Consider the following 19,422-nt stretch of genomic DNA (forward strand, 5'->3'; position numbering starts at 1 on the left):
GCCGGCGGCAACGCTCTTGTATCGCGGCGGAGTACCGAACGTTCTGACGGCGTTCGCCGTCTCGTCACGATGATCCCGATCCGCACCAGCGTTCCGACCGTCGACGAAGCGGAGGCGCTGCTCGCCGGAGTCCGACGGACAGTCGACATCGAGGCGGACGGCGCGGCCGCGGCCCTAGCCGACGAGGAGCCGGATCCGGGCCTCCTCGAGATCGTCTCGGGCCCGTTCGCGTCCGTCGCCGATGTCGACGAGCGGCTGGCGCGGACCGAGTCGTACCTCCGCGAGCGCGGCGACCGGCGCGCGGTGTTTCTCACGGTGTACAGCCGGATGACGGCGACCGTCCGGACCGCGATCGACGACGGCGCGTTCGTCGACCCGGAGTGGGCCGCGTCGTACCTCGTCGCCTTCGCGGAGCGCTACCGCCGGGCGCTGGCGGCGTTCGAGCGCCGCGCGTTCGAGTCGCTCCCGCGACCGTGGCTGATCGCCTTCACCGCCGCGGTCCGCGGCGAGTCGCTTGTCGCGCAGGACGCCCTGCTCGCGATCAACGCGCACATCACCTACGACCTCACGTACACGCTCGGTGAGGTCGAAATCGACCCGGACCGCGATGTCAAGCGCGAGGACCACGACCGCATAAACGCGATCCTCGCCCGGCTCGTCCAGACCGTGCAGGACGTCCTCGTCGAGGCGTACGCCGCGGTCGGGATCGCCGGGGTCGACCGGCTGCTCGATCCCCTCGACGACCGGTTGGCCCTGCTCGGCCTGAAGGGCGCTCGGGAGTTCGCCTGGCGGAACGCCGTGTTACGCGCCGACCTCCCGGCGTGGCTCGGGGAGCGATACGTCGACTGGCGCGCCGAGACCGTCGCGACTGGCGCCGCGGCGGCCGCCCTCGCGCCGGATGTAGACGCCGACGCGACGGGGCGCCTGCGAGAGGCGGAGGACGGCGGCGACGCGGCGAGCGCGTTCCGCGAGGCGGTCCGACGGCGGATGTAGCGACGAGAGAAACACTGATGACGGTCCTCGCGGATATGACGACTATGCCACATATCCGGGGGACGGTCCACGGCGTCGCCGCGATGGTGACCCTCGTCGTCGGGTCGATGCTGACGGACGCGATCCGCGAGGAGTACGAGCTGTTCGCGCAGATCGCGGCGACGACGACGCACCTGCTCATCGACGTCGCGGAACTGCCGGTGTCGCGAGAGATCGCGGCGGTGGTCGTCCCCGTCGGCGTGCTGATGGGAGTCTGGGTGTTCGCGTACGAGCTCCAGCGGCTGCTGCGGGCGGAGTGAGAGCCCGGTCTCGGTTCGTTTATCACCCCGCCGACCCTCGGATCGGGCAATGAGCGAGGCCGACGAGCAGCCGGCTGCGACCGCGACGGGCCGGGAGATCTGGATCGAGAAGTACCGGCCGCAGACGCTCGACGACATCCACGGGCAATCGGAGATCGTCGAGCGGCTCCAGAGCTACATCGCGCAGGACGACGTGCCGCACCTGCTCTTCTCGGGGCCCGCGGGCGTCGGGAAGACGACCGCGGCCACCGCCATCGCCCGCGAGATCTACGGCGAGGACAACTGGCGCGGCAACTTCCTCGAACTGAACGCCTCCGACCAACGCGGCATCGACGTCGTCCGCGACCGGATCAAGGGGTTCGCGCGCTCGTCGTTTGGCGGCGACTTCCGGATCGTGTTCCTCGACGAGTCCGACAGCCTTACAGATGATGCACAGGCGGCGCTCCGCCGCACGATGGAGCAGTTCTCCGACAACACCCGGTTCATCCTCTCGTGTAACTACTCGTCGAAGATCATCGACCCGATCCAGTCGCGCTGCGCCGTCTTCCGGTTCTCGCCGCTGTCGGACGAGGCGGTCGGCGGGATGGTCCGCGAGATCGCGTCCGCGGAGTCGATCGAGGTGACCGACGCCGGAGTCGACGCCTTGGTGTACGCGGCCGACGGCGACATGCGCCGCGCGATCAACTCGCTTCAGGCGGCGGCGACGACGGGCGACGTGGTCGACGAGGAGGCGGTGTACGCGATCACGGCGACCGCCCGCCCGGAGGAGATCGAGTCGATGGTGACCGACGCGCTGGAGGGCGACTTCGCTCGCGCGCGCTCGACGCTCGACACGCTGCTCACGGAGACGGGGATGGCCGGCGGCGACGTGATCGACCAGCTCCACCGCTCAGTCTGGGAGTTCGACCTGAACGAACGCGAGGCGGTGCGGCTCATGGAGCGCATCGGCGAGGCCGACTACCGGATCGCCGAGGGCGCCAACGAACAGGTCCAGTTGGAGTCGCTGCTCGCGGCGCTCTCGCTGGACGAGTAGCGATAGACCGGTTTCGAGTCTCCGGGCGCTTGTTTATCCGGTACCGACGACCCAGCGACGGCGAACACTTCCAAAGCCCAGCCGCTCGGTTACATGTCGTTGAGTCCGGAGCGGCGACGGACACTCCCGAACCCCCGCCCCGCACGGCAACCGCGCCTCACGCCTCCCCAGCCTCGTCGGTCGCCCTCCGCGCTGCTCCGGGCGACCGACTCCCTCGCGCGTGCTCCTCGCGGCCGCCTTCGGCTGCTACTTGGAGGCACGCACCGCCGTGGCGAGCGCGCTTTTTAACTCACGCCGGCGCGGACTCCCGGTATGCTCGTCGTCGTCTCCGACACGCACGCACGCGAGGAGTCGAGGCTTCAGGGGCGGACCGCGGAGGCGGTCCGCGAGGCGGAGCTGGTGATCCACGCGGGCGACTTCTACCGCGAGCCGGTCTTAGACGCTTTTCAGTCGACCACCGCCGCCCTCCGGGCGGTCTACGGCAACAACGACGACGCCGCGATCCGCGACCGCGTCCCGGAGGTTCGGACCGTCGAATACGCGGGGGTCAGGTTCGCGGTCACGCACCGACACCGCAGCGGCGACACGGGGCTCGTCATGCTCGGTCGCGGCCGCGACGCCGACGCCGTGATCTGCGGCCACAGCCACCGGCCGCGGTTCGACGACTCAGGCGGGCTCCCGATACTGAATCCGGGCAGCCACGCCCAACCGCGCGGGAACCGGCCGGCGCACGCGGAATTGCGTCCGGTGGACGACGAGGCCGGAGACGGTCTGGACGGGCGACTGGTGACGCCGGACGGGGAGGAGTTCGAGACGTTCCGGATCGGGGCCGAGAGCCGCGAGTAAGGGAGCGGATCACGAGAAGCGGATCGGGCTCGCCGTCGCGTCGGCAGAGACCGATCGCGACGCCCCGCCGACGGCCGGGCCGGCCGACGGTCGTGTCAGCGGTGGAAGACCCGGATCGACGCGGATGTGGGCGCCGGCTGTCGGTCGCTGGTCGGCCGGGGAGGGGGATACCGGACTGGGTAGGGAGCGGGTGCGAGTCCGACCAGCCGGCGGTCGGCCGGCGGGTTCGAGCGTGAGGGCCGAAGCGGGGGGTCGCGATTACACGTAGTCGGGGTATCGACATATACGTGGCTGAGGGACAAAAACGCGTTTTAGTCACCGGGATCCGATCGCCCGAACGCGTCGGAATCGTCCGGGTCACGCGACCGTTCGGCTCGAAACTTATAACCGCGTGCCGACGGATTCAGGCGTATGCTCCCGGTCCAACCGCTGTTCGTACTCCTGTTGGTGGGTCTTCTCGGGCTGTTCTTCTTCGGGTTCCTCCTCGTCCGGCGCACGGTGGCGGGGCTGAACGAGGGGTACAACGACGGGCGACGCTGATGGTCGTCGCCACCGCCGCGACCCTCCTCGTCGCCGCCGCCGCCAGCCTCTTCATGGCGTGGTCGATCGGCGCGGGGTCGTCGGGCTCGACCCCGTTCGCGCCCGCGGTCGGGGCGAACGCAATCTCCGTGATGCGGGCCGGGCTCGTCGTCGGCGTCCTCGGGCTCCTCGGCGCGATCCTCCAGGGCGCGAACGTGACCGAGGCGGTCGGCACCGAACTGATCGGCGGGGTGACGCTCACCGCCGTGGCGGCCATCGTCGCGCTCGTCACGGCCGCCGCGCTGGTCGCAGTCGGCGTGTTCGCCGGCTACCCGATCGCGACGGCGTTCACCGTCACCGGCGCAGTCGTCGGCGTCGGCCTCGCGCTCGGCGGCGACCCGGCGTGGCCGAAGTACGCCGAGATCGCGACGCTGTGGGTGCTCACGCCGTTCGTCGGCGGCGGCGTCGCCTACGGCGTCGCGCGCATGCTCATCGGCGAGTCGCTGCCCGAGCGACCGCTCACGGCCGCGCTCGCCGGCGTCGTCGGCGCGATCCTCGCGAACGTCGGGTTCGCGCTGCTCGGTCCCGCCGGCCAGCAGGCGTCGGTGGCGAGCGTCCTCGGGGCGGGGCTGGGCGGCAGCGGCGCGGGTCCCGCCGCGGTGAGCGTCGCGATCGCCGCGCTCGTTTCGGTCGCCGTGTACGCGGACCTCGGCCGCGACCGCGAGGGGGCACAGCGGCGGTTCCTGCTCGCGATGGGCGGGCTCGTCGCGTTCTCGGCCGGCGGGTCGCAGGTCGGCCTCGCGATCGGCCCGCTCGTCCCGATCTTCAGCGAGGTCGGCGTCCCGCTGTGGGCGCTACTCGTCGGCGGCGGCGTCGGGCTGTTGGCCGGGTCGTGGACCGGCGCGCCGCGGATGATCAAGGCGCTCGCGCAGGACTACGCCTCGATGGGGCCGCGACGGTCGATATCGGCGCTCATCCCGTCGTTCGCGATCGCGCAGACCGCCGTCGCGTTCGGGATCCCCGTGTCGTTCAACGAGATCATCGTCTCGGCGATCGTCGGCGCGGGCTACGCCGCGGGCGACGCCGGCGTGAGCCGGAAGAAGATGGGGTACACGGTCCTCGCGTGGATCGGGTCGCTCGTCGGCGCGTTCGTGCTCGGGTTCGGCCTCTACTCGGCGGTCGACTTCGTCGCGTGACGGGCGGCGCCGCTCCGCTTCACCCTCAGGCGCGTCCCTCGGGGTACGTCGGCAGCCGCGCGGACCGCGCGCTCCCGTCGACGAACGGGAGGTCGACGGCGGTGGCCGGACTCTCCTCGCCGTCGACGCGGACGGTGACCTCGCCGAGGGCGGCGTCGAACCCGACGAGCGCCAGCGCGACTGGCACGTCCGTCGCGGGGCCGACGGCCGCCCGCGTCACCTCGCCGATCGCCTCGTCACCGTCGAAGACGGCCGCACCGGACGCGGGGAGCGCGGCGTCGATCCCCTGCGGGTCCGCGTTCGGGTCGACGCCGTCGACCGCCTCGGCGACGCCGTCGAGTTCGAGGCCGACGAGCCGTCGGCTCGGTCGCCCCTGATTCTCCACGCGCGAGACGACCTCCTGCCCGACGTAACACCCCTTCTCGAAGTCGAGCGCGTTCCGGAGGCCGAGGACGTTCGGGACCGTGCCCGCCAGTTCGTACTCGAAGAGGGGCGTTCCGGCCTCCGTCGCGAGCGCGTCCCACGTTCGGTACCCGAACGGCGCGGCGTTGAGTCCGCGGTTGATCAGGGTGTCGAACACGTCGCCCGCGTCGGCGGCGGCGCAGACGATCTCGTACCCCTCCTCGCCGAGCGGCGCGTCCGTCGCGATCACGGTGACGCCGGCGTCGACCATCGACCCGCGGACGAACGAGAGGGGCCCCTCCGGCGCGCCCGGTCCGCCGAGGACGGAGGCGACCTTCTCGGTCGACTTCGGGCCGTGAACCCCGAACACGCCGAACTCGTCGGACACGTCGTCGATCGCGACGTCCTGAATGAACACGTTCTCCGCCCAGTCGGCGGCGACCGACTCGACCCGTTCCGGGGGGAGGAAGACGAGCAGCCGCTCGTCGGCGTTGTACACGTACATGTCCGTCTCGATCCCGCCTTGAGGATCGAGCAGGAGGGCGTACGTTCCCTCGCCGTCCTCGGCGGGGACGCGGTTCGAGACGGCGTTGTCCACGAACTCGACGCGGTCGCTCCCCCTGACGGCGAGGACGCCGTACCCCATCTCGATCACGCCCGCGACGTTTCGGACCGCCTTGCCGACGCGGACGGGCTTCCCGTAGTGGTCGACGACCTCGCGACCGCCGCGGTCGCGGTACGCGGCGCCGTGCGCGTCGTGGGTACCGGAGACGAGCGTCATGGTCGAACGGTGGCGATCGAGGGGCAAAAGGCCGCCGTCTCCGACGGCTACAGTCCGAGTCGGTCCCGGATCGCGTCGACGAGGCTCTCGGAGGGGTCGTCGTCGGGCGCCTCCGGGTCCGGAACGACCTTCTCGTGGGCGTACACCCGAACGTGCTCCTCGGACTCGACGGTGATCAGCGAGTCCTCCTTCAGCGTCGAGAGGGCCTCCTCGACGGCGTCGATGTCTGCGTCGACGGCCGCGCGCAGTTCGAGGACGGTCATTCCCTCGTCGCCGCGGTCGACGAGCGCGTCGAGCAGCGCGACCTCGACGTCCGGCCGGTCGCGGTATTCCGGCTTTGCGGCCATACCCGTCCCTTGTGCGGGCCGGACTTTACGTCTACCGGCGATCGGAGAGGGATTGGCGACCGGAGAGGTATCGGGCGACAGATCGTGGGGAAGGTACGCCGGTCGCGCCGCGTCAGCGGACGATCCGCGAACAGGTGCCACAGAGGTTCTCCTCTTTCACGTCGACCTCGCGGACGGTCGGGGAAAACGACATCACGCACTTGCTGTTGTCACAGTGCTCCAGGCCGAGAGTGTGACCGATCTCGTGGACGACCTCCTTGCGGACGCGGTCGCCAAACACGTCGACCGCGGGCTTGGTGGAGACGCCGCCGTCGGAGGAGGTGCGGAGGCGGTGCGTGGAGATGACGGAGCCGCTGCCGTTGAGGTACGCGAGGCCGAACACGTAGTTTCGGCGGCGGTAGTAGAGGTCCTCGGGCGTGATGCCGATGTTCTTCTCGCCGCCGCCGACCCGAGTGACCGTCTCGATGAGGTCCTCGGCGCGGTACTGGTCCCTATCTGCCTCGAAGGCGGAGTCGGGGATCGGCTGATCGTCGTGGACCGTCACGTCGCAGTCGTATACGGAACGCAGCGCACCGGAGGCCTCCCGTTTCACTCGGGGGGTGACCTCCCCGACCGGGACGATGTCCACGAGCATGGAACCGCTTTTGAACGCCGCGGTCATAAAGGCCGCGCCGTGGTACGACCACCCCCGTCGGAGCGGGCGCTCGTTGCCGCACTCGGGCGGTACGAACGATTGATCGAGGTCGGAGTCGGCCGCCGGCCGGGCGTCGCCCGTGCGCTCGCCGATCGGGGCCACGAGGTCGTCGCGATCGACGTCGAAGTGAACGATGCGGCGCAGGACGCGGCGGCGGGGAGGCAGGCGCCGAGCGGGGGAACGCTCCGCGTCGTCGCCGCGGACGTGACGGCGCTCGCGGCCGACGACGAGCGGGCGGCGCAGAGCGCGCTCGGGATCGGCGCGAGCGACGAGATCGCCGGCGAGGCTCCGGACGCGCCCGGCGGCGTCGACGCCGTGTACGCTCGGAACCTCCCGGCGGAGCTACAGCGGGCGACCGTCGCGCTCGCGGAGCGACTCGGCGCCGCCTGCCTGTTCACCACGCTCGGGTTCGAGGAGCCGGTCGTGGACGTCTCTCGGAAGTCGACGGAGTCGGGAACTGTCGTGTTCGTCGCGCGGTGACGGAACGGACCGGCGACCGGGACGCCGCACGGCTCGAACCGGCGACGCCGACCGCGAACCCGAACGTTCATTCGGGCGCCAGTCGGGGGTACCCGTATGCAGGTCGACGCAGTCGTCCTCGACATCGACGGGGTGTTGGTCGACGTGGCGGACTCCTACCGTCGGGCGATCCTCGAATCGGTCGACCGGGTCTGCGGCAAGCCGATCGACCCGGACGCGGTCCAGGCGTTCAAGAACGCCGGCGGGTTCAACAACGACTGGGAGCTGACCGACGCGGCGGCGTTGTTCGTGTTGGCCCGCCGCGAGGGGCTCCGGATGGACGTCGACGAGTTCACCGAGCGCGTCCGCGAGCTCGGGGGCGGGCTCGACGCCGCCAAGGAGGTCGTCGGCGACCTCCCGCGAGTCGCACAGGCCCGCGTCCGCGACCAGTGGGACCGGGACGCGCTCCGCGAGACGTTTCAGGCGCTGTACCTCGGCAGCGAGCTGTACCGCGAGTTAGAGGGGGGCGAGCCGCCGTTCGAGGCCGACGGGTACATCCACGACGAGCCGACGCTCGTCGACCCCGAGACGATCGCCGACCTCACCGGGCGGTTCGACGTGGGCGTCCTCACCGGGCGGCCGGCGGCCGAGGCCGACATCGCCTTGGACCGCGTCGGCCTCGACGCGCCCGAGGACCGGCGGTTCACGATGGACGACTGGGAAGAGGGGAAGCCGCACCCGCGGGCGCTCGTCGAGCTCGCCGAGCGGTTCGGCGCCGGGCGGGTCGCGTTCGCGGGCGACACCCTCGACGACGTGCGGACCGCACGCAACGCCGACGAGTCTGACGAGACGCGCGTCTACTACGGGGTTGGCGTCCTCACCGGCGGGCTCACCGGCGAGGCGGGGCGCGAGAAGTTCGCCGGTAACGGCGCGGACGCCGTGGTCGAAGACGTGAACGAACTGGTTGGGCTACTGGAGTAGTCGTCGTCGCGTCGGCTCGGGCACCGTGCGCCCCTCCCGCGTTAACCGCTCCGTGACGGATCTCGCCGGCGATCGCGGATACCGCCGGTATCCGGGACACGTCGGGTCCGGTGAGCGACGACCCCGCGAACGAGACCGCGACCGACGTGACGCTCCAGCAGGAGTAGACGGCCAGATACAGCGGGGAATCGGTGAAAAACCGGAATGGGCCTTGCCGGATTCGAACCGGCGATCAACTCGTTATGAGCGAGTCGCTTTAACCGGACTAAGCTAAAGGCCCGCCACGGATCGATTTGTCTCTCGGTTCCTCTTTATCCTATCGGGTTGGAACCAAGCGAAGCTAATGTTTCGTTGAGATGGTAATCCTCGTGCCAATTGATGTTTTTGATATGTTATGTTTGACCGCTCGTACCGGATAGTCATCTGTGTGTCACCAGCATCTTCGATAAGTATCAGTTACGATCGCTTCGGCCGCTTGGCCGCGCTTCTGTGGCTCCTCGAGTGAAGCAAATTGCTCGCTTCGATTCGGCATACTCAGTCAGAGCGGAAACGAGCAAAATAGGACTACGGTCTGGTGAGAGCATAGACGAGAAACGTACGAAGGGAGGCGCCGAAGCCAGGACTCGAACCTGGGACCGCCTCGTTAACAGCGAGGCGCTCTACCAACTGAGCTACTTCGGCCTGTTTTCGGGTACTCGCGTCCTTTTGATATGGCTTTCGTTTCCGCCCGACGGCGCGGAAGCCGACGGGCCGGACCGCGGGACGGCGGCGGCGCTCCGTCGGCCCGCCGCGCCGCCGATCCGACCGACACGTTTTCGGCCGGACCGCGAGACCGTTCGGTATGGACGATCTGGAGGCGGTGCTGTCACGGGTCCGCGAGCGCGTCCTTCCCGAGCCGGAAGAGCGGGAGCGACTGCGAGCGGCGGCCACGGCACTGACCGACCGGACCCACGAGGCGATCGCCGACCTCCCCGTCGGCGCCGACGTGGTCCAAGTCGGGTCGACGGCGCGGGGCACGTGGGTCGCGGGCGACCGCGACATCGACCTGTTCGTCCGGTTCGACGCAGATCTCGACCGCGCCGAGCTGGAGGAGTACGGGCTGGCGGTCGGGCACGCGGTCCTCCCCGACGGCCACGAGGAGTACGCCGAACACCCGTACGTGAAGGGGAACTACGAGGGGTTCGACGTGGACCTCGTCCCCTGTCACGACGTGGAGACGGCGGGGGATCTGGTCTCCGCGGTCGACCGCACCCCGTTCCACGACGCGTACCTCTCTGCGCGGCTCGACGACGACCTCGCCGCGGACGTGGTGCTCGCGAAGGCGTTCCTGAAGGGGATCGGCGCGTACGGCAGCGACCTCCGCACCGAGGGGTTCTCGGGGTACCTCACGGAGTTGCTCGTCTTGGAGCTCGGCGGGTTCGTCCCGCTCGTCGAGTCGGCGCGGAGCTGGCACCCCCCGGTGGAGTTCGACCCAGAGGGGCACGCCGAGCGCACGTTCGAGGATCCCCTCGTCGTCGTCGATCCGACGGACCCGACGCGGAACGTCGCGGCGGTCCTGTCGGCGACGAACCTCGCACGCTTCCAGCACTACGCGCGGGAGCTGCTCGCGGCCCCGAGCGAGGCGCTCTTCGAGCCTGACGAACCGGAACCGCTCGACCCCGAGGAAGTGCGAGCGCATCTCGACCGACGGGGAACGACGCCGGTCGCGGTCGTGTTCGACGCGCCGGACGTGGTCGACGACCAGCTGTGGCCGCAGCTCCGCCGATCGCTGGACGGGATCGTCGGCGGGCTCAACGATCACGGGTTCGACGTGCTCCGAGCGCGCGCCATGACCGACGCAGCGGGAACGAGGAACGGCGGCGGGGGGAGCGACGCCGACGGGGGGAGCGGCGACCGGGAGGTGCCCGAGCGCGCCGCAGCCGTCGAGTCGACGCGGGCCGCGCTGTACGCGGAACTGGAGGTGACCGAGCGACCGGCGGTCGCGCGCCACGACGGGCCGCCGGTCGCGGTGCGGAAGCACGCCGCGAACTTCTACGAGTCGTACGTCGACGACGTCGACCCGGACACCTACGGGCCGTTCATCGACGGCGACCGGTACGTCGTCGAGCGCGAGCGGGAGTTCGTCACCGTCCGCGGGTACCTAGAGAGCGACGCCGCGGGCGACGTGGCGCTCGGCGCGCAGGTGGAACCGGCGTTCGCCGACCGCGACGTGTTGGTCGGCGAGGCGGTGGCGACGCTCGCCCCCGCGTTCGGTCGACCGCTCCGCGGGTTCTACGAGCCGCGGCCGTGAGACCGTCGAGGGGAGCCGTTCCCAATGAAACGGGCGAAAGCGATCCGGGCGAGGGGGCCGCTCAGCGGGAGAGGCGGTCGAGGAGCCAGTAGACGGCCGCGGCGACGACGACGACGATCAGCGCGATCGCGGTGAGGAGTCCGGCGGCGCCGGGGAACGACAGCCAGAACGCGGCGTAAAAGGCGAGCGCGAACACGAAGAGGCCGACGACCAGCAGCCCGCGCGAGGGGTTCTGCGCGGCGGCGACGAACCCGCGCTGGAGGATCGAGAGGTCGCCGAAGTCGGGGACGTCCTCGGGGGTAACGTCGTCAGCGGGACCACCCGAGTCGGCCGGAGCGGTCGACTCGCCGTCGACGGAGCGGTCGGTGTCGGTCACGCACTCGCATAGGAACTGGGGGAGCCTGTACTTGTCGCTTGTCGGGGAGGAACGGCCCGGCCGCCGTGAGCCTCCGTCAGCCGGCGACCGCGACGGCGAGAGACGAACCGAGGACAAACGCGGCCAGCGCGGCCGCGAGGTTCGAGGCCGCGAGCGTCGCGGCGGCGCGAACACCGGTCTCGCTCGCCGTCCGGACGGCCCCGACCGCGAACGAGGAGAACGTCGTGAACGCGCCACAGAAGCCGACGCCGAACAGCAGCGTCGCCGCCGATCCGATCGGCGCGGCGGAGACGGCTCCGAGGGCGAGGCTCCCGAGGGCGTTGACGAGGAGGACCGACCGGCGCCCCTCGATACGGAGCCCGACGGCGTGACGGCCGGCCGCGCCGAGCGCACCGCCGACGCCGACGAGCGCCGTCGCGAGGAGCGGCGAGACGCTCATCGCCGGCGCCTCCCGACGGCGAGCCCCAGTGCGGCCGCGGCGAATCCGGCCGCGTAGCTACCGGCGACGTATCCCGCGCCGGCGGTCGTTCCGAGCGCGACGGCGTCGGCGACGAACGTGCTGTACGTCGTGAACGAGGAGAGCGCGCCCGTCCCGACGAGCAGCCGGACCCGGTCGCTCGACGCGCGAGTCAGGAGGAGACCGAGGGCGAACGAGCCGACGACGTTCGCGACCAGCGTCCCCGCGCCGGGCGGGACGCCGCCGAGAGCGATGAGGCGGTCGCCGGACGAGGCCGCGGTGAGGACGCCGGCGACCCCCGCGTCGACGGCGTGTCTGGCGACCGCACCGAGGAAGCCCCCGGCCGCGACGAGGAGAAATCCGTACGGCGTTCGGTCCATGCGCTAGCGTATTTCCGGCGCGGCTTGTGCGTTCTGGACCCGTCAGTGCGGTTCGGGGTCCGATAGCCGGCTCGCGCGCGGACTCTCGCCTTCGTGCGGCGTCCGGCGTTCCCGTATCCGGACCGTGTGGGCCGTCTCTGTGGCGTCGTCGACGACGAGCGCCTCGCCGACGCCCTCGGGAAGCCGCGATGCGAGGTCGCCGGCGAGGTACGTCGCCTCCGCCGCCGCCAGTCGCTCGACGTCGCGCGCCGCCGTGAGCCGGTGGGAGACGAGCAGGTCGGACTGCGAGACGGCGACGCTCGGGAGCGCGGCCGGACGCTGGGTCGCACAGACCAGCGAGACGCCCGGCGCGCGGCCCCGCGTGAGGAGCGTCCGGAGCGCGGGGTCGGCCACCCCGTCGAAGAAGGCGTGCGCCTCGTCGACGAGCAGCCACGGGAGCCGGGAGAGATCGCCCGCGATCCGCGCGTCGTAGAGCCCGCGAGCGACAGCGCGGACCACGGCCGCCGCGGCGGCGTCGGGCACGCCGGCGAGGTCGAGGACCGCGGGGTCGCCGTCGGCCGCCAGCGACGCGACCGGCGGCGCATCGGCGTCGAAGACTCCCCACGAGGCCGCCAGCCGGAGGTGGTTCGCGGCGGCGCGACGCGTCTCCGCCGGGGCGTCGGCCGCGTCGACCGCCTCGCGGAGCGCCGCGAGCGACGGCGAGGGGGTCGTTCCGCTCGCGGCGTTACGGTCCGTCGCCTCTCCAGATCCGTCGTCGACCGCGTCCGCGACGACTTGCCAGACGAGGGTTCCGGGGCCGCTCGCCGGGGCGAGGCCGAGGAGGTTCGGCCAAGCCGACGGCGGTATCGAGGCGGGACGGACCGCGGGGTCGACGGTCCGTCCGCCGGCCGCTTCGAGGCCGGCGAAGACGCCCATCGGGTCGACGACGACCGGGGCGACACCGCCTGCGTCCGCCAGCTCCTCGGCGAGAACGCCGAGGGTGTACGACTTCCCGGTGCCGCGCTTCCCGAACACGACGCCCGCGTGTGGGCGGCCGAGGTCGACGCCGACCGGAGCGCCGGCGCTGCCGTCGCGGGCGAGGAAAGAGCCGATCCGAGCGGTGTGAGGCGGACGGTCACCGTCGCGGTGAGCACTGTCACGGAGGTCGGCGCAGTCGCCGCGGTCAGCCCCCTCAGTACGGTCGGTCCCGTCGTCGCGGCCGAGTACGTACACGCGGCCGGGTTGCCTCGGCATCAGACAAAAAGCACCGGGAGCCGGATCGGGTCCCGGTCGTCGGGCGCGTCTCTCGGGCGTCCGCCGCGGCGCCGCCCGGATCGTCCGATCGTTTATATCAGATACCGCGGCCAGCGCGGCGTATGTCCGATCGAACACACGACTCGCGCACCGCGAACCGCCGGACGTTCAGCACCGACGCCCGCGCGATCGAGGGGCTCCCGGTCCGCCTCGTCATCGCGCTCGTCGTCGGCGTCGCCAGCCTCAGCGTGATGATGGGGATGATCGGCGACATCGACGGGCTGGCCGCGACGGAGCTCGACGCGCAGCCCCAGCCGGAGGTGACCACGCCCGGCGAGCAGTCGGTCGACGTCGCCGTCGTCGACCCCGACGGCTCTCGGGTCGCGGACGCGACGGTCATCGTCCGGGGCGGCTCTGCGCAGATCGACGGCGTCGTCACCGCGAAGACGAACAAGGACGGGGTCGCGACCGTCGACGTCGAGCCGGAACTCGGGCCGAACCAGGCCGACGGGACGCTCGCGATCGACATCAAGCCGCCGGCGGAGGGCGACTACGTCGACGAGCGGGGGAACACCGAGGTGCTCGTCGTCGAGGAGTGACGCCGCGAGCGGCGGAGGAGAGTCGGTTAAAGCCGGCTGTCCCAGTCGATCCAGTCCTGTTCCCAGCCGTGCCGTCGCTGCCGGCTGCGCTCGGCGCGCTCCGCGTCCTCCCGCCGAGTTCGGTTCCGTTCCGTTCCGGGCTGTTCGCCGTCGACGAGCATCGGTTGGAGCCGCGCCGGCCCGTGCGTCTCGACCGTTTCGAAGCCGTCAGGCGCCGGATCGTCGTCCGTACCGGCGCCGGACGCGATGGCGTCGCCCGCGTCGGGACCCCCGGCGGACGGCTCGATCGCGGCGACCGTCTGGACGCCGGCGCCGCGCGGGTAGGCGATTCGCCCGTCGGGTGCGAGCTGGTCCCTGAGGGAACGCGGCGGCTCGAGGACGGCGGCTTCGAGGAGGATCCGGTCGTACGGCGCGTACGCGGGGAGCCCGTCGGCGCCGTCCGCGCGGTCGACGAGGACCGCCCCGTAACCGGCCGCGTCGAGGTTCGACCGCGCGGCGGCGACGGCGGCGCGGTCGATGTCGACCGCGTGGACGCGCCGCGCGCCGGCGATCTCGGCGAGCATCGCGACCGAGTAGCCGATCCCCGCACCGACGACAAGGACCGAGTCGCCCTCGGCGGCGTCGAGCGCGGTGACGAGACGGACCAGCGTCGGGAGCGAGAGCGAGTGCGGGTCGTCGCCGTCGACGGCGCCGCCGCGAGGCGAGTCGTCGACGAAGGGATCGCGCGGGACGCGCTGAAGCGCGGTCAGCACGGGCGGCTCGATCGGCTCGCCGATCTGGTGTTCGAGCCCCTCGATCATGTCCGCCCTGAGCGACGCGTCGTCCATGCGCAGTCTCGGGACTCGGTCCTCTAAAACCGTGCGTTCGGCGGGCCGACTATCGCATCGGGACGAACCGCACGCCGCCGTGGTCCTCGCGGTCGATCCCGCCTTCGCGGAGCGTCAGTCGGACGAGCCGCTGGCGACCACCCTCGCGAACGGGGGCGACCACGCGGCCGCCCGCCCGGACACGGTCGACGACCGCGTCCGGAACCGCCTCGGGCGCCGCGCAGGTGAGGTAAGCGGCGTCGAACGGAGCCTCGTCGAGGAACGCCTCTCGGCCGTCGGCGGCCGCGACGGCCACGTCGTAGCCGAGACGGGCAAGGCGCTCGCGGGCGGCGGCGGCCAGTTCCGGGACCCGCTCGGCGGAGAGGACGTTCCCCGGGCCGACGACCTCGGCGACGACCGCGGCGTGGTAGCCGCAGCCAGTCCCCACCTCGAAGACGCGGTCGCCGCGCTCGACGTCGAGGAGATCCGTCATCAGTGCGACCATGTGCGGCGCGCTGATCGTCTGGTCGTGGCCGATCGGGAGCGGCCGGTCGGCGTACGCCGACTCGCGATGCGCCTCGGGAACGAACTCGTGGCGGGGGACGGCTCCGATCGCCGAGAGCGTCTGCTCGCTCACGTCGAGACGCCGTCGGAGCGCGCTCACGAGGTCGCGTCGTTCGGCCGTGCGGTCGCCGTCGTTCATGTGAGTCGATAGCACAGTGTGCGTGGAGAAAGCATCGGCGGAGAGGCAGGGGTCGAGCCGGGCGGATCAGTTCACGTCGATCCGGCGTCCCTCGTCCGCGTCGAGGACATCGATCGGGACCGTTACAGTGAGGACACCGTGCCGGTACGTCGCGGTGGCGTCGTCGAGACGGGCGTTCGTCGGCAGGCCGACGGTCCGAGTGACGGACTCGTGGCGCCGCTCGCGTCGGATGTATCGCCGGTCTGCGTCCTCGCGTTCCGCGTCGCGCTCGGCGGTGATGGCGAGCCGGTCGTCGCGGACTTGGACGTCGATCTCGTCGCGATCGAACCCCGGGAGGTCGGCCATCACGACGAACTCGTCGGCGTACTCGGCGACGTCGATGTCGGCGGTCCGGAGGTCGCGGCCCCGAGCCCGCTCGCCCCCGAGGGGGGTGCGGCCGAGGAACTGTTCGATCTCGTCGAAGGGATTCGTCGTGTTCATACCGACAGAGAGGAGCCGTGAGGTGTTAAATAGCGACTGACGCGTGCTATCTCGCGGCGGCGGCGGATTCCGGTATCCCGGCCGCGGCGCACCCCGTGTCACACCTGACGACGCGAGCGCGGCTCAGCTGACGTCGATCGTGTGCCCGCGGTCGTCGTCGGGCGAGCGCTTGGGGAGTGTGACGGTGAGGACGCCGGCGTCGAAGGAGGCCGCCGCCGCGTCGGCCTCGACGGGTTCGGGGATCGGAACCCGACGGGAGACGGAGTTGCGCCGGCGCTCGCGCCGGTGGTAGCGGACGTCGGCCGGACCGCTCTCGCCGTCGTCCGGATCGTCGGCACCGTCCTCTTCGGCGACATCGAACTCGCTCGACTCCTCGCGGGAGCCGCTGATAACGAGCGCGTCGTCGCGCAGTTCGACGTCGACGTCGTCGGCGTCGAATCCGGGGAGGTCGGCGACGACGGTGATCGCCTCGTCGTCTTCGACCACGTCGACGTCGACGTCGCGGGCCCCCGGGAACCGCGGGACCTCGGGGGCGGTGCCCTCCAGCGTGCCGCCGAGTTCCTCGAACTCGCGGCCCATCCGCTCGAACAGTTCCTCTATCTCGTCGAAGGGATCGCGTCGGGTCATACAGGTCAGGATTCGTGACGGAGCGTCTTGAACGTACTGGCGGAGGCGGGGACGGCGGCGCGCCGAGACGCCGGCGACAGACACTATCCGCTGGCGCCCTTGGAGATCGTATGCGCCTGTTCTGGCACCGAGGAGACGCTCGAACGCGGGACAACGCCGGGCTCGCCGCCGCGGCTCGGGACGGTGAAGTCGTGCCGGTGTTCGTGTACGACGCCGACCTGCTCGGAACGGTCGGCGCGCGGCAGCGCGCGTTCTTCCTCCGGCACGTGAAGCGACTGGAGGAGCGGTACCGCGAACTCGGGAGCGACCTGATCGTCCGCGCCGGCGACCCGGAAGCGGTCCTCGTCGACCTCGCCGCGGAATACGACGCGGAGGCGGTGTTCTACAACGAGCAGTACCGAGCGGCCCGTCGGAACCGACAGCGGGCGGTCGAGGACGCGCTCGCCGGCGAAGGCGTCGACACCGACTCGCGGACCGACATCGTGCTGGTCGACCCCGGTCGGCTGGAGGCGCGCTATCCGAACCACAGCCAGTTCCACGGCGACTGGGAGGCCGTGCCGAAGCGCGGGCCGTACGCGGAGCCGGATGCGGCCGCGCTGGCCGACGTGCGCGACGGGAAGACCGTCCCCGAGCCCGACGCCGACATCGACCTCCCCGACGCGGGGTACGAGGCCGCCCGCGAGCGGTTCAACGGGTTCCTCGACTACGGGATCACCTCGTACAACGACACCCGCGACGACCTCGCGCGGGCCGTCGAGGCCCCGACGCACGCGGTCTCGCGGATGTCTCCGTACCTCGCGACCGGCGCGATCGGGGTCCGCGAGCTGTGGGCGGGCGCGAGCGACGTGTACGACGCCGTGACCGGCGGGGAGCGCCGCAACGTCGATAAGTACCGGTACGAGCTGTCGTGGCGCGAGCAGATGTACCACCTGCTGTATTACAACCCGGACCTCGCCGTGTCGAACTACAAGTCGTTCCCGAACGAGATCGCGTGGCGCGACGACGACGACGCCTTCGAGGCGTGGACGCGCGGCGAGACCGGCTACCCGCTCGTCGACGCCGGAATGCGACAGCTGAACGAGGAGGGGTACATCCACAACCGGCCGCGGCAGGTGGTCGCGAGCTTCCTCACGAAGCACCTCCTGATCGACTGGCGGCGCGGCGCGCGCTACTTCACGAAGCAGCTGATCGACCACGACTACGCCTCGAACCACGGCGCGTGGCAGTGGACCGCCTCCACCGGCACCGACTCCGTCGACGTGCGCATCTTCGACCCGGTGAGCCAAATGTCGAAGTACGACGACGGCGCCCGATTCGTGAAGGCGTACGTCCCGGAGCTCTCGGACGTGCCGTCCGGGAAGGTGGTCGACTGGCCGACCCTCTCGCGGGCGGAGCGCGAGGAGCTCGCGCCCGACTACGCGCACCCGATCGTCGACCGGAACGAAGGGTACGAGCGCGCGCAGCGCGTCTTCGAGGAGGCGCTCGGGAAGCGATAGCGGGCGCGGGTCGGCGCGAAGCGGTGCGGACCCGTGGGTGGTACCGGCGTTCCGTAACCGAGTCCTTTTCGTGGGGCCCCGAGAACGGCTCCGCTATGTCCCCAGTCGCGATCGACGACGTCGAGGCCGCCGCCGAGCGGCTCGCCGGCACCGACATCGTCCAGCGGACGCCCGTCGAGCGGAGTCGCTCGCTGAGCGATCGGTGCGGCGCCGACGTGCGTCTCAAGATGGAACACCTCCAGCGCACCGGCTCGTTCAAGACGCGCGGCGCGTACAACGCGATCTCGCTGGCGATAGACGGGTCCGGAGAGCGCGCCGCGGAGGTCCCGATCGAGCGCGTCGTGGCCGCGAGCGCGGGCAACCACGCACAGGGGGTCGCGCTCGCGGCGGCCGACGCCGGGATCGAAGCGACGATCGTGATGCCGGAGGCAGCGCCCGCGGCGAAGATCGAGGCGACCCGCGCCTACGGCGCCGAGGTCGTCCTCCGGGGCAGCGCGTTCCCCGAGGCGATGGCGCACGCTCGGACGCTGACCGACGACCCCGGGACGCGGTTCGTCCACGCGTTCGACGACCCCGACGTGGTCGCGGGACAGGGGACGCTCGGCCTGGAAGTGCTCGACCAGGTGCCCGACGTCGACACCGTCCTCGTCCCCGTAGGGGGCGGCGGGCTCGCGGGCGGCGTCGCAACCGCGGTCAAGGCCCGGTCGCCCGAGACGCGGGTCGTCGGCGTTCAGACCGAGGGCGCGTCGACGCTCTCGGAGAGCCTCGCGGCCGGCGAACTCGTGACGCGCGACGAACCCGACACGATCGCGGACGGGATCGCGACCGGCGGGCTGAGCGACCTCACCTTCGAACTCCTCGACGAACACCTCGACGAGGCGGTCGTCGTGAGCGACGACGACGTGGCGAACGCGATCCTCCTGCTCTTGGAGCGCGCGAAGCAGATGGTCGAGGGCGCGGGCGCGACCGCCGCGGCCGCCCTGTTGAACGACGAGGCGGTCGACGATCTCGACCTCGGCGGCGAGACCGTCGTCCCGCTTCTCTGCGGCGGCAACATCGACGTGACGACGCTGAAGGAGGTGGTGACGCACGCCCTCGTCGACCGCCACCAGCTGATCGAGCTCTCCGTCCGGATCGACGACACGCCCGGGACGATGGGGGAGATCAGCACCCTGATCGGCGCGGAGCGCGCGAACATCCGGACCGTGCGCCACGAGCGTAGCCGACCTGACCTGCCGGTCGGCGACGCCGACCTCGTCTTCGAGGTGGAGACGAACGGCCCTGCCCACGTCGACCGCGTCCTCAAGGCGGTACGCGAGGCGGGATACGAGGTGGAGTGGACGACGCGGGAGGCGTGAGGGAGAATGTCGTCGATGTATAAATTGAACTACGGTGGCGCGCGCCTCCGAGCGGCCGCCTGCGGCG

23 protein-coding genes and 2 tRNA genes are annotated in these 19,422 nt (G+C 71.2%); 12 read left to right on the plus strand and 13 right to left on the minus strand.

Annotation, left to right across the window (positions count from 1 at the left end; genetic code table 11):
- Nucleotides 1-69 precede the first annotated feature (69 nt).
- The 6 genes from EXE41_RS00225 to EXE41_RS00245 all read left to right on the plus strand — a co-directional run bounded on the left by EXE41_RS00225 (nucleotide 70) and on the right by EXE41_RS00245 (nucleotide 4,886).
- Nucleotides 70-993 (plus strand): DUF5995 family protein, encoded by a 924-nt coding sequence (locus EXE41_RS00225; protein ID WP_137689981.1) that lies wholly within the window; start codon nucleotides 70-72, stop codon nucleotides 991-993.
- A 44-nt stretch (nucleotides 994-1,037) separates the two neighbouring features.
- The gene (locus EXE41_RS00230; RefSeq protein WP_176450635.1) at nucleotides 1,038-1,292 is read left to right on the plus strand and encodes a hypothetical protein; all 255 of its coding nucleotides are present in this window, start codon (nucleotides 1,038-1,040) and stop codon (nucleotides 1,290-1,292) included.
- A 49-nt stretch (nucleotides 1,293-1,341) separates the two neighbouring features.
- Nucleotides 1,342-2,325, plus strand: a complete 984-nt coding sequence (locus tag EXE41_RS00235; RefSeq protein ID WP_086219969.1) for a replication factor C small subunit — start codon at nucleotides 1,342-1,344, stop codon at nucleotides 2,323-2,325.
- A 312-nt stretch (nucleotides 2,326-2,637) separates the two neighbouring features.
- Complete coding sequence (locus EXE41_RS00240) at nucleotides 2,638-3,171, plus strand: metallophosphoesterase (RefSeq protein WP_137689982.1); 534 nt, start codon at nucleotides 2,638-2,640, stop codon at nucleotides 3,169-3,171.
- Nucleotides 3,172-3,582: 411 nt separating this feature from the next.
- On the plus strand, nucleotides 3,583-3,711 hold the full coding sequence (locus EXE41_RS19845; protein ID WP_254921732.1) for a hypothetical protein: 129 nt from the start codon (nucleotides 3,583-3,585) through the stop codon (nucleotides 3,709-3,711).
- Nucleotides 3,711-4,886, plus strand: coding sequence for an inorganic phosphate transporter (locus EXE41_RS00245; RefSeq protein WP_049931449.1), 1,176 nt, complete (start codon nucleotides 3,711-3,713; stop codon nucleotides 4,884-4,886). The genes EXE41_RS19845 and EXE41_RS00245 overlap by 1 nt, the downstream gene beginning before the upstream one ends.
- Before the next feature lie 25 nt (nucleotides 4,887-4,911).
- On the opposite strand, the gene EXE41_RS00250 is transcribed toward EXE41_RS00245, so the two are convergent.
- The 3 genes from EXE41_RS00250 to EXE41_RS00260 form a co-directional block, all read right to left on the minus strand.
- The gene (locus tag EXE41_RS00250) at nucleotides 4,912-6,069 is read right to left on the minus strand and encodes an aminomethyltransferase family protein (RefSeq protein ID WP_094553276.1); all 1,158 of its coding nucleotides are present in this window, start codon (nucleotides 6,067-6,069) and stop codon (nucleotides 4,912-4,914) included.
- 47 nt (nucleotides 6,070-6,116) lie between these two features.
- A complete protein-coding gene (locus tag EXE41_RS00255; protein ID WP_049931447.1) occupies nucleotides 6,117-6,416 on the minus strand; it encodes a DUF6432 family protein in 300 nt (99 codons plus the stop codon).
- Between the two features lie 112 nt (nucleotides 6,417-6,528).
- Nucleotides 6,529-7,050, minus strand: a complete 522-nt coding sequence (locus tag EXE41_RS00260) for an archaemetzincin family Zn-dependent metalloprotease (protein ID WP_049931446.1) — start codon at nucleotides 7,048-7,050, stop codon at nucleotides 6,529-6,531.
- Between the two features lie 39 nt (nucleotides 7,051-7,089).
- Between EXE41_RS00260 and EXE41_RS00265 the strand changes: the two genes are divergently transcribed.
- Nucleotides 7,090-7,590: a UPF0146 family protein gene (locus EXE41_RS00265; RefSeq protein ID WP_137689983.1), complete on the plus strand. Its 501-nt coding sequence runs from the start codon at nucleotides 7,090-7,092 to the stop codon at nucleotides 7,588-7,590.
- A 96-nt stretch (nucleotides 7,591-7,686) separates the two neighbouring features.
- Nucleotides 7,687-8,550, plus strand: coding sequence for a TIGR01548 family HAD-type hydrolase (locus EXE41_RS00270; RefSeq protein ID WP_137689984.1), 864 nt, complete (start codon nucleotides 7,687-7,689; stop codon nucleotides 8,548-8,550).
- A gap of 205 nt (nucleotides 8,551-8,755) precedes the next feature.
- Here EXE41_RS00270 and EXE41_RS00275 read toward each other — a convergent pair.
- Nucleotides 8,756-8,830, minus strand: a tRNA-Ile gene (locus EXE41_RS00275).
- Between the two features lie 328 nt (nucleotides 8,831-9,158).
- Nucleotides 9,159-9,231 (minus strand) — tRNA-Asn (locus EXE41_RS00280).
- A 160-nt stretch (nucleotides 9,232-9,391) separates the two neighbouring features.
- Here EXE41_RS00280 and cca point away from each other — a divergent pair.
- Nucleotides 9,392-10,840 (plus strand): CCA tRNA nucleotidyltransferase, encoded by a 1,449-nt coding sequence (gene cca, locus EXE41_RS00285; RefSeq protein ID WP_086216291.1) that lies wholly within the window; start codon nucleotides 9,392-9,394, stop codon nucleotides 10,838-10,840.
- A gap of 61 nt (nucleotides 10,841-10,901) precedes the next feature.
- On the opposite strand, the gene EXE41_RS00290 is transcribed toward cca, so the two are convergent.
- The 4 genes from EXE41_RS00290 to EXE41_RS00305 all read right to left on the minus strand — a co-directional run bounded on the left by EXE41_RS00290 (nucleotide 10,902) and on the right by EXE41_RS00305 (nucleotide 13,265).
- Nucleotides 10,902-11,216, minus strand: a complete 315-nt coding sequence (locus tag EXE41_RS00290; protein ID WP_049931442.1) for a hypothetical protein — start codon at nucleotides 11,214-11,216, stop codon at nucleotides 10,902-10,904.
- 76 nt (nucleotides 11,217-11,292) lie between these two features.
- Entirely contained in the window at nucleotides 11,293-11,655 is a 363-nt protein-coding gene (locus EXE41_RS00295; protein ID WP_049931441.1) for a CrcB family protein, read from the minus strand.
- Nucleotides 11,652-12,053, minus strand: a complete 402-nt coding sequence (locus EXE41_RS00300) for a CrcB family protein (RefSeq protein WP_089308024.1) — start codon at nucleotides 12,051-12,053, stop codon at nucleotides 11,652-11,654. Before EXE41_RS00300 ends, EXE41_RS00295 begins: the two co-directional genes overlap by 4 nt.
- A 42-nt stretch (nucleotides 12,054-12,095) precedes the next feature.
- Nucleotides 12,096-13,265 (minus strand): ATP-binding protein, encoded by a 1,170-nt coding sequence (locus tag EXE41_RS00305; protein ID WP_394348101.1) that lies wholly within the window; start codon nucleotides 13,263-13,265, stop codon nucleotides 12,096-12,098.
- Between the two features lie 143 nt (nucleotides 13,266-13,408).
- Between EXE41_RS00305 and EXE41_RS00310 the strand changes: the two genes are divergently transcribed.
- Nucleotides 13,409-13,885, plus strand: coding sequence for a carboxypeptidase regulatory-like domain-containing protein (locus tag EXE41_RS00310; protein ID WP_137689986.1), 477 nt, complete (start codon nucleotides 13,409-13,411; stop codon nucleotides 13,883-13,885).
- A gap of 26 nt (nucleotides 13,886-13,911) precedes the next feature.
- On the opposite strand, the gene EXE41_RS00315 is transcribed toward EXE41_RS00310, so the two are convergent.
- From EXE41_RS00315 to EXE41_RS00330, 4 genes are all read right to left on the minus strand, one after another.
- Nucleotides 13,912-14,712 carry a protein-L-isoaspartate O-methyltransferase gene (locus EXE41_RS00315; protein ID WP_137689987.1) on the minus strand — a complete coding sequence of 267 codons (801 nt, stop codon included), beginning with the start codon at nucleotides 14,710-14,712 and terminating at the stop codon, nucleotides 13,912-13,914.
- A gap of 49 nt (nucleotides 14,713-14,761) precedes the next feature.
- Nucleotides 14,762-15,394 (minus strand): protein-L-isoaspartate(D-aspartate) O-methyltransferase, encoded by a 633-nt coding sequence (locus EXE41_RS00320; RefSeq protein WP_049931436.1) that lies wholly within the window; start codon nucleotides 15,392-15,394, stop codon nucleotides 14,762-14,764.
- A 66-nt stretch (nucleotides 15,395-15,460) separates the two neighbouring features.
- A complete protein-coding gene (locus tag EXE41_RS00325) occupies nucleotides 15,461-15,874 on the minus strand; it encodes an Hsp20/alpha crystallin family protein (protein WP_137689988.1) in 414 nt (137 codons plus the stop codon).
- A 123-nt stretch (nucleotides 15,875-15,997) separates the two neighbouring features.
- Nucleotides 15,998-16,501: an Hsp20 family protein gene (locus EXE41_RS00330; protein ID WP_137689989.1), complete on the minus strand. Its 504-nt coding sequence runs from the start codon at nucleotides 16,499-16,501 to the stop codon at nucleotides 15,998-16,000.
- Nucleotides 16,502-16,611: 110 nt separating this feature from the next.
- Here EXE41_RS00330 and EXE41_RS00335 point away from each other — a divergent pair, with 110 nt between their 5' ends.
- Both EXE41_RS00335 and ilvA read left to right on the plus strand, forming a co-directional pair.
- The gene (locus EXE41_RS00335; protein ID WP_137689990.1) at nucleotides 16,612-17,997 is read left to right on the plus strand and encodes a deoxyribodipyrimidine photo-lyase; all 1,386 of its coding nucleotides are present in this window, start codon (nucleotides 16,612-16,614) and stop codon (nucleotides 17,995-17,997) included.
- Between the two features lie 95 nt (nucleotides 17,998-18,092).
- Nucleotides 18,093-19,355 carry a threonine ammonia-lyase gene (gene ilvA / locus EXE41_RS00340; RefSeq protein ID WP_049931432.1) on the plus strand — a complete coding sequence of 421 codons (1,263 nt, stop codon included), beginning with the start codon at nucleotides 18,093-18,095 and terminating at the stop codon, nucleotides 19,353-19,355.
- The last annotated feature ends 67 nt before the right edge of the window (nucleotides 19,356-19,422 follow it).

It is taken from the genome of Halorubrum sp. SD690R (assembly GCF_005435035.1).
Lineage (GTDB): Archaea > Halobacteriota > Halobacteria > Halobacteriales > Haloferacaceae > Halorubrum > Halorubrum ezzemoulense.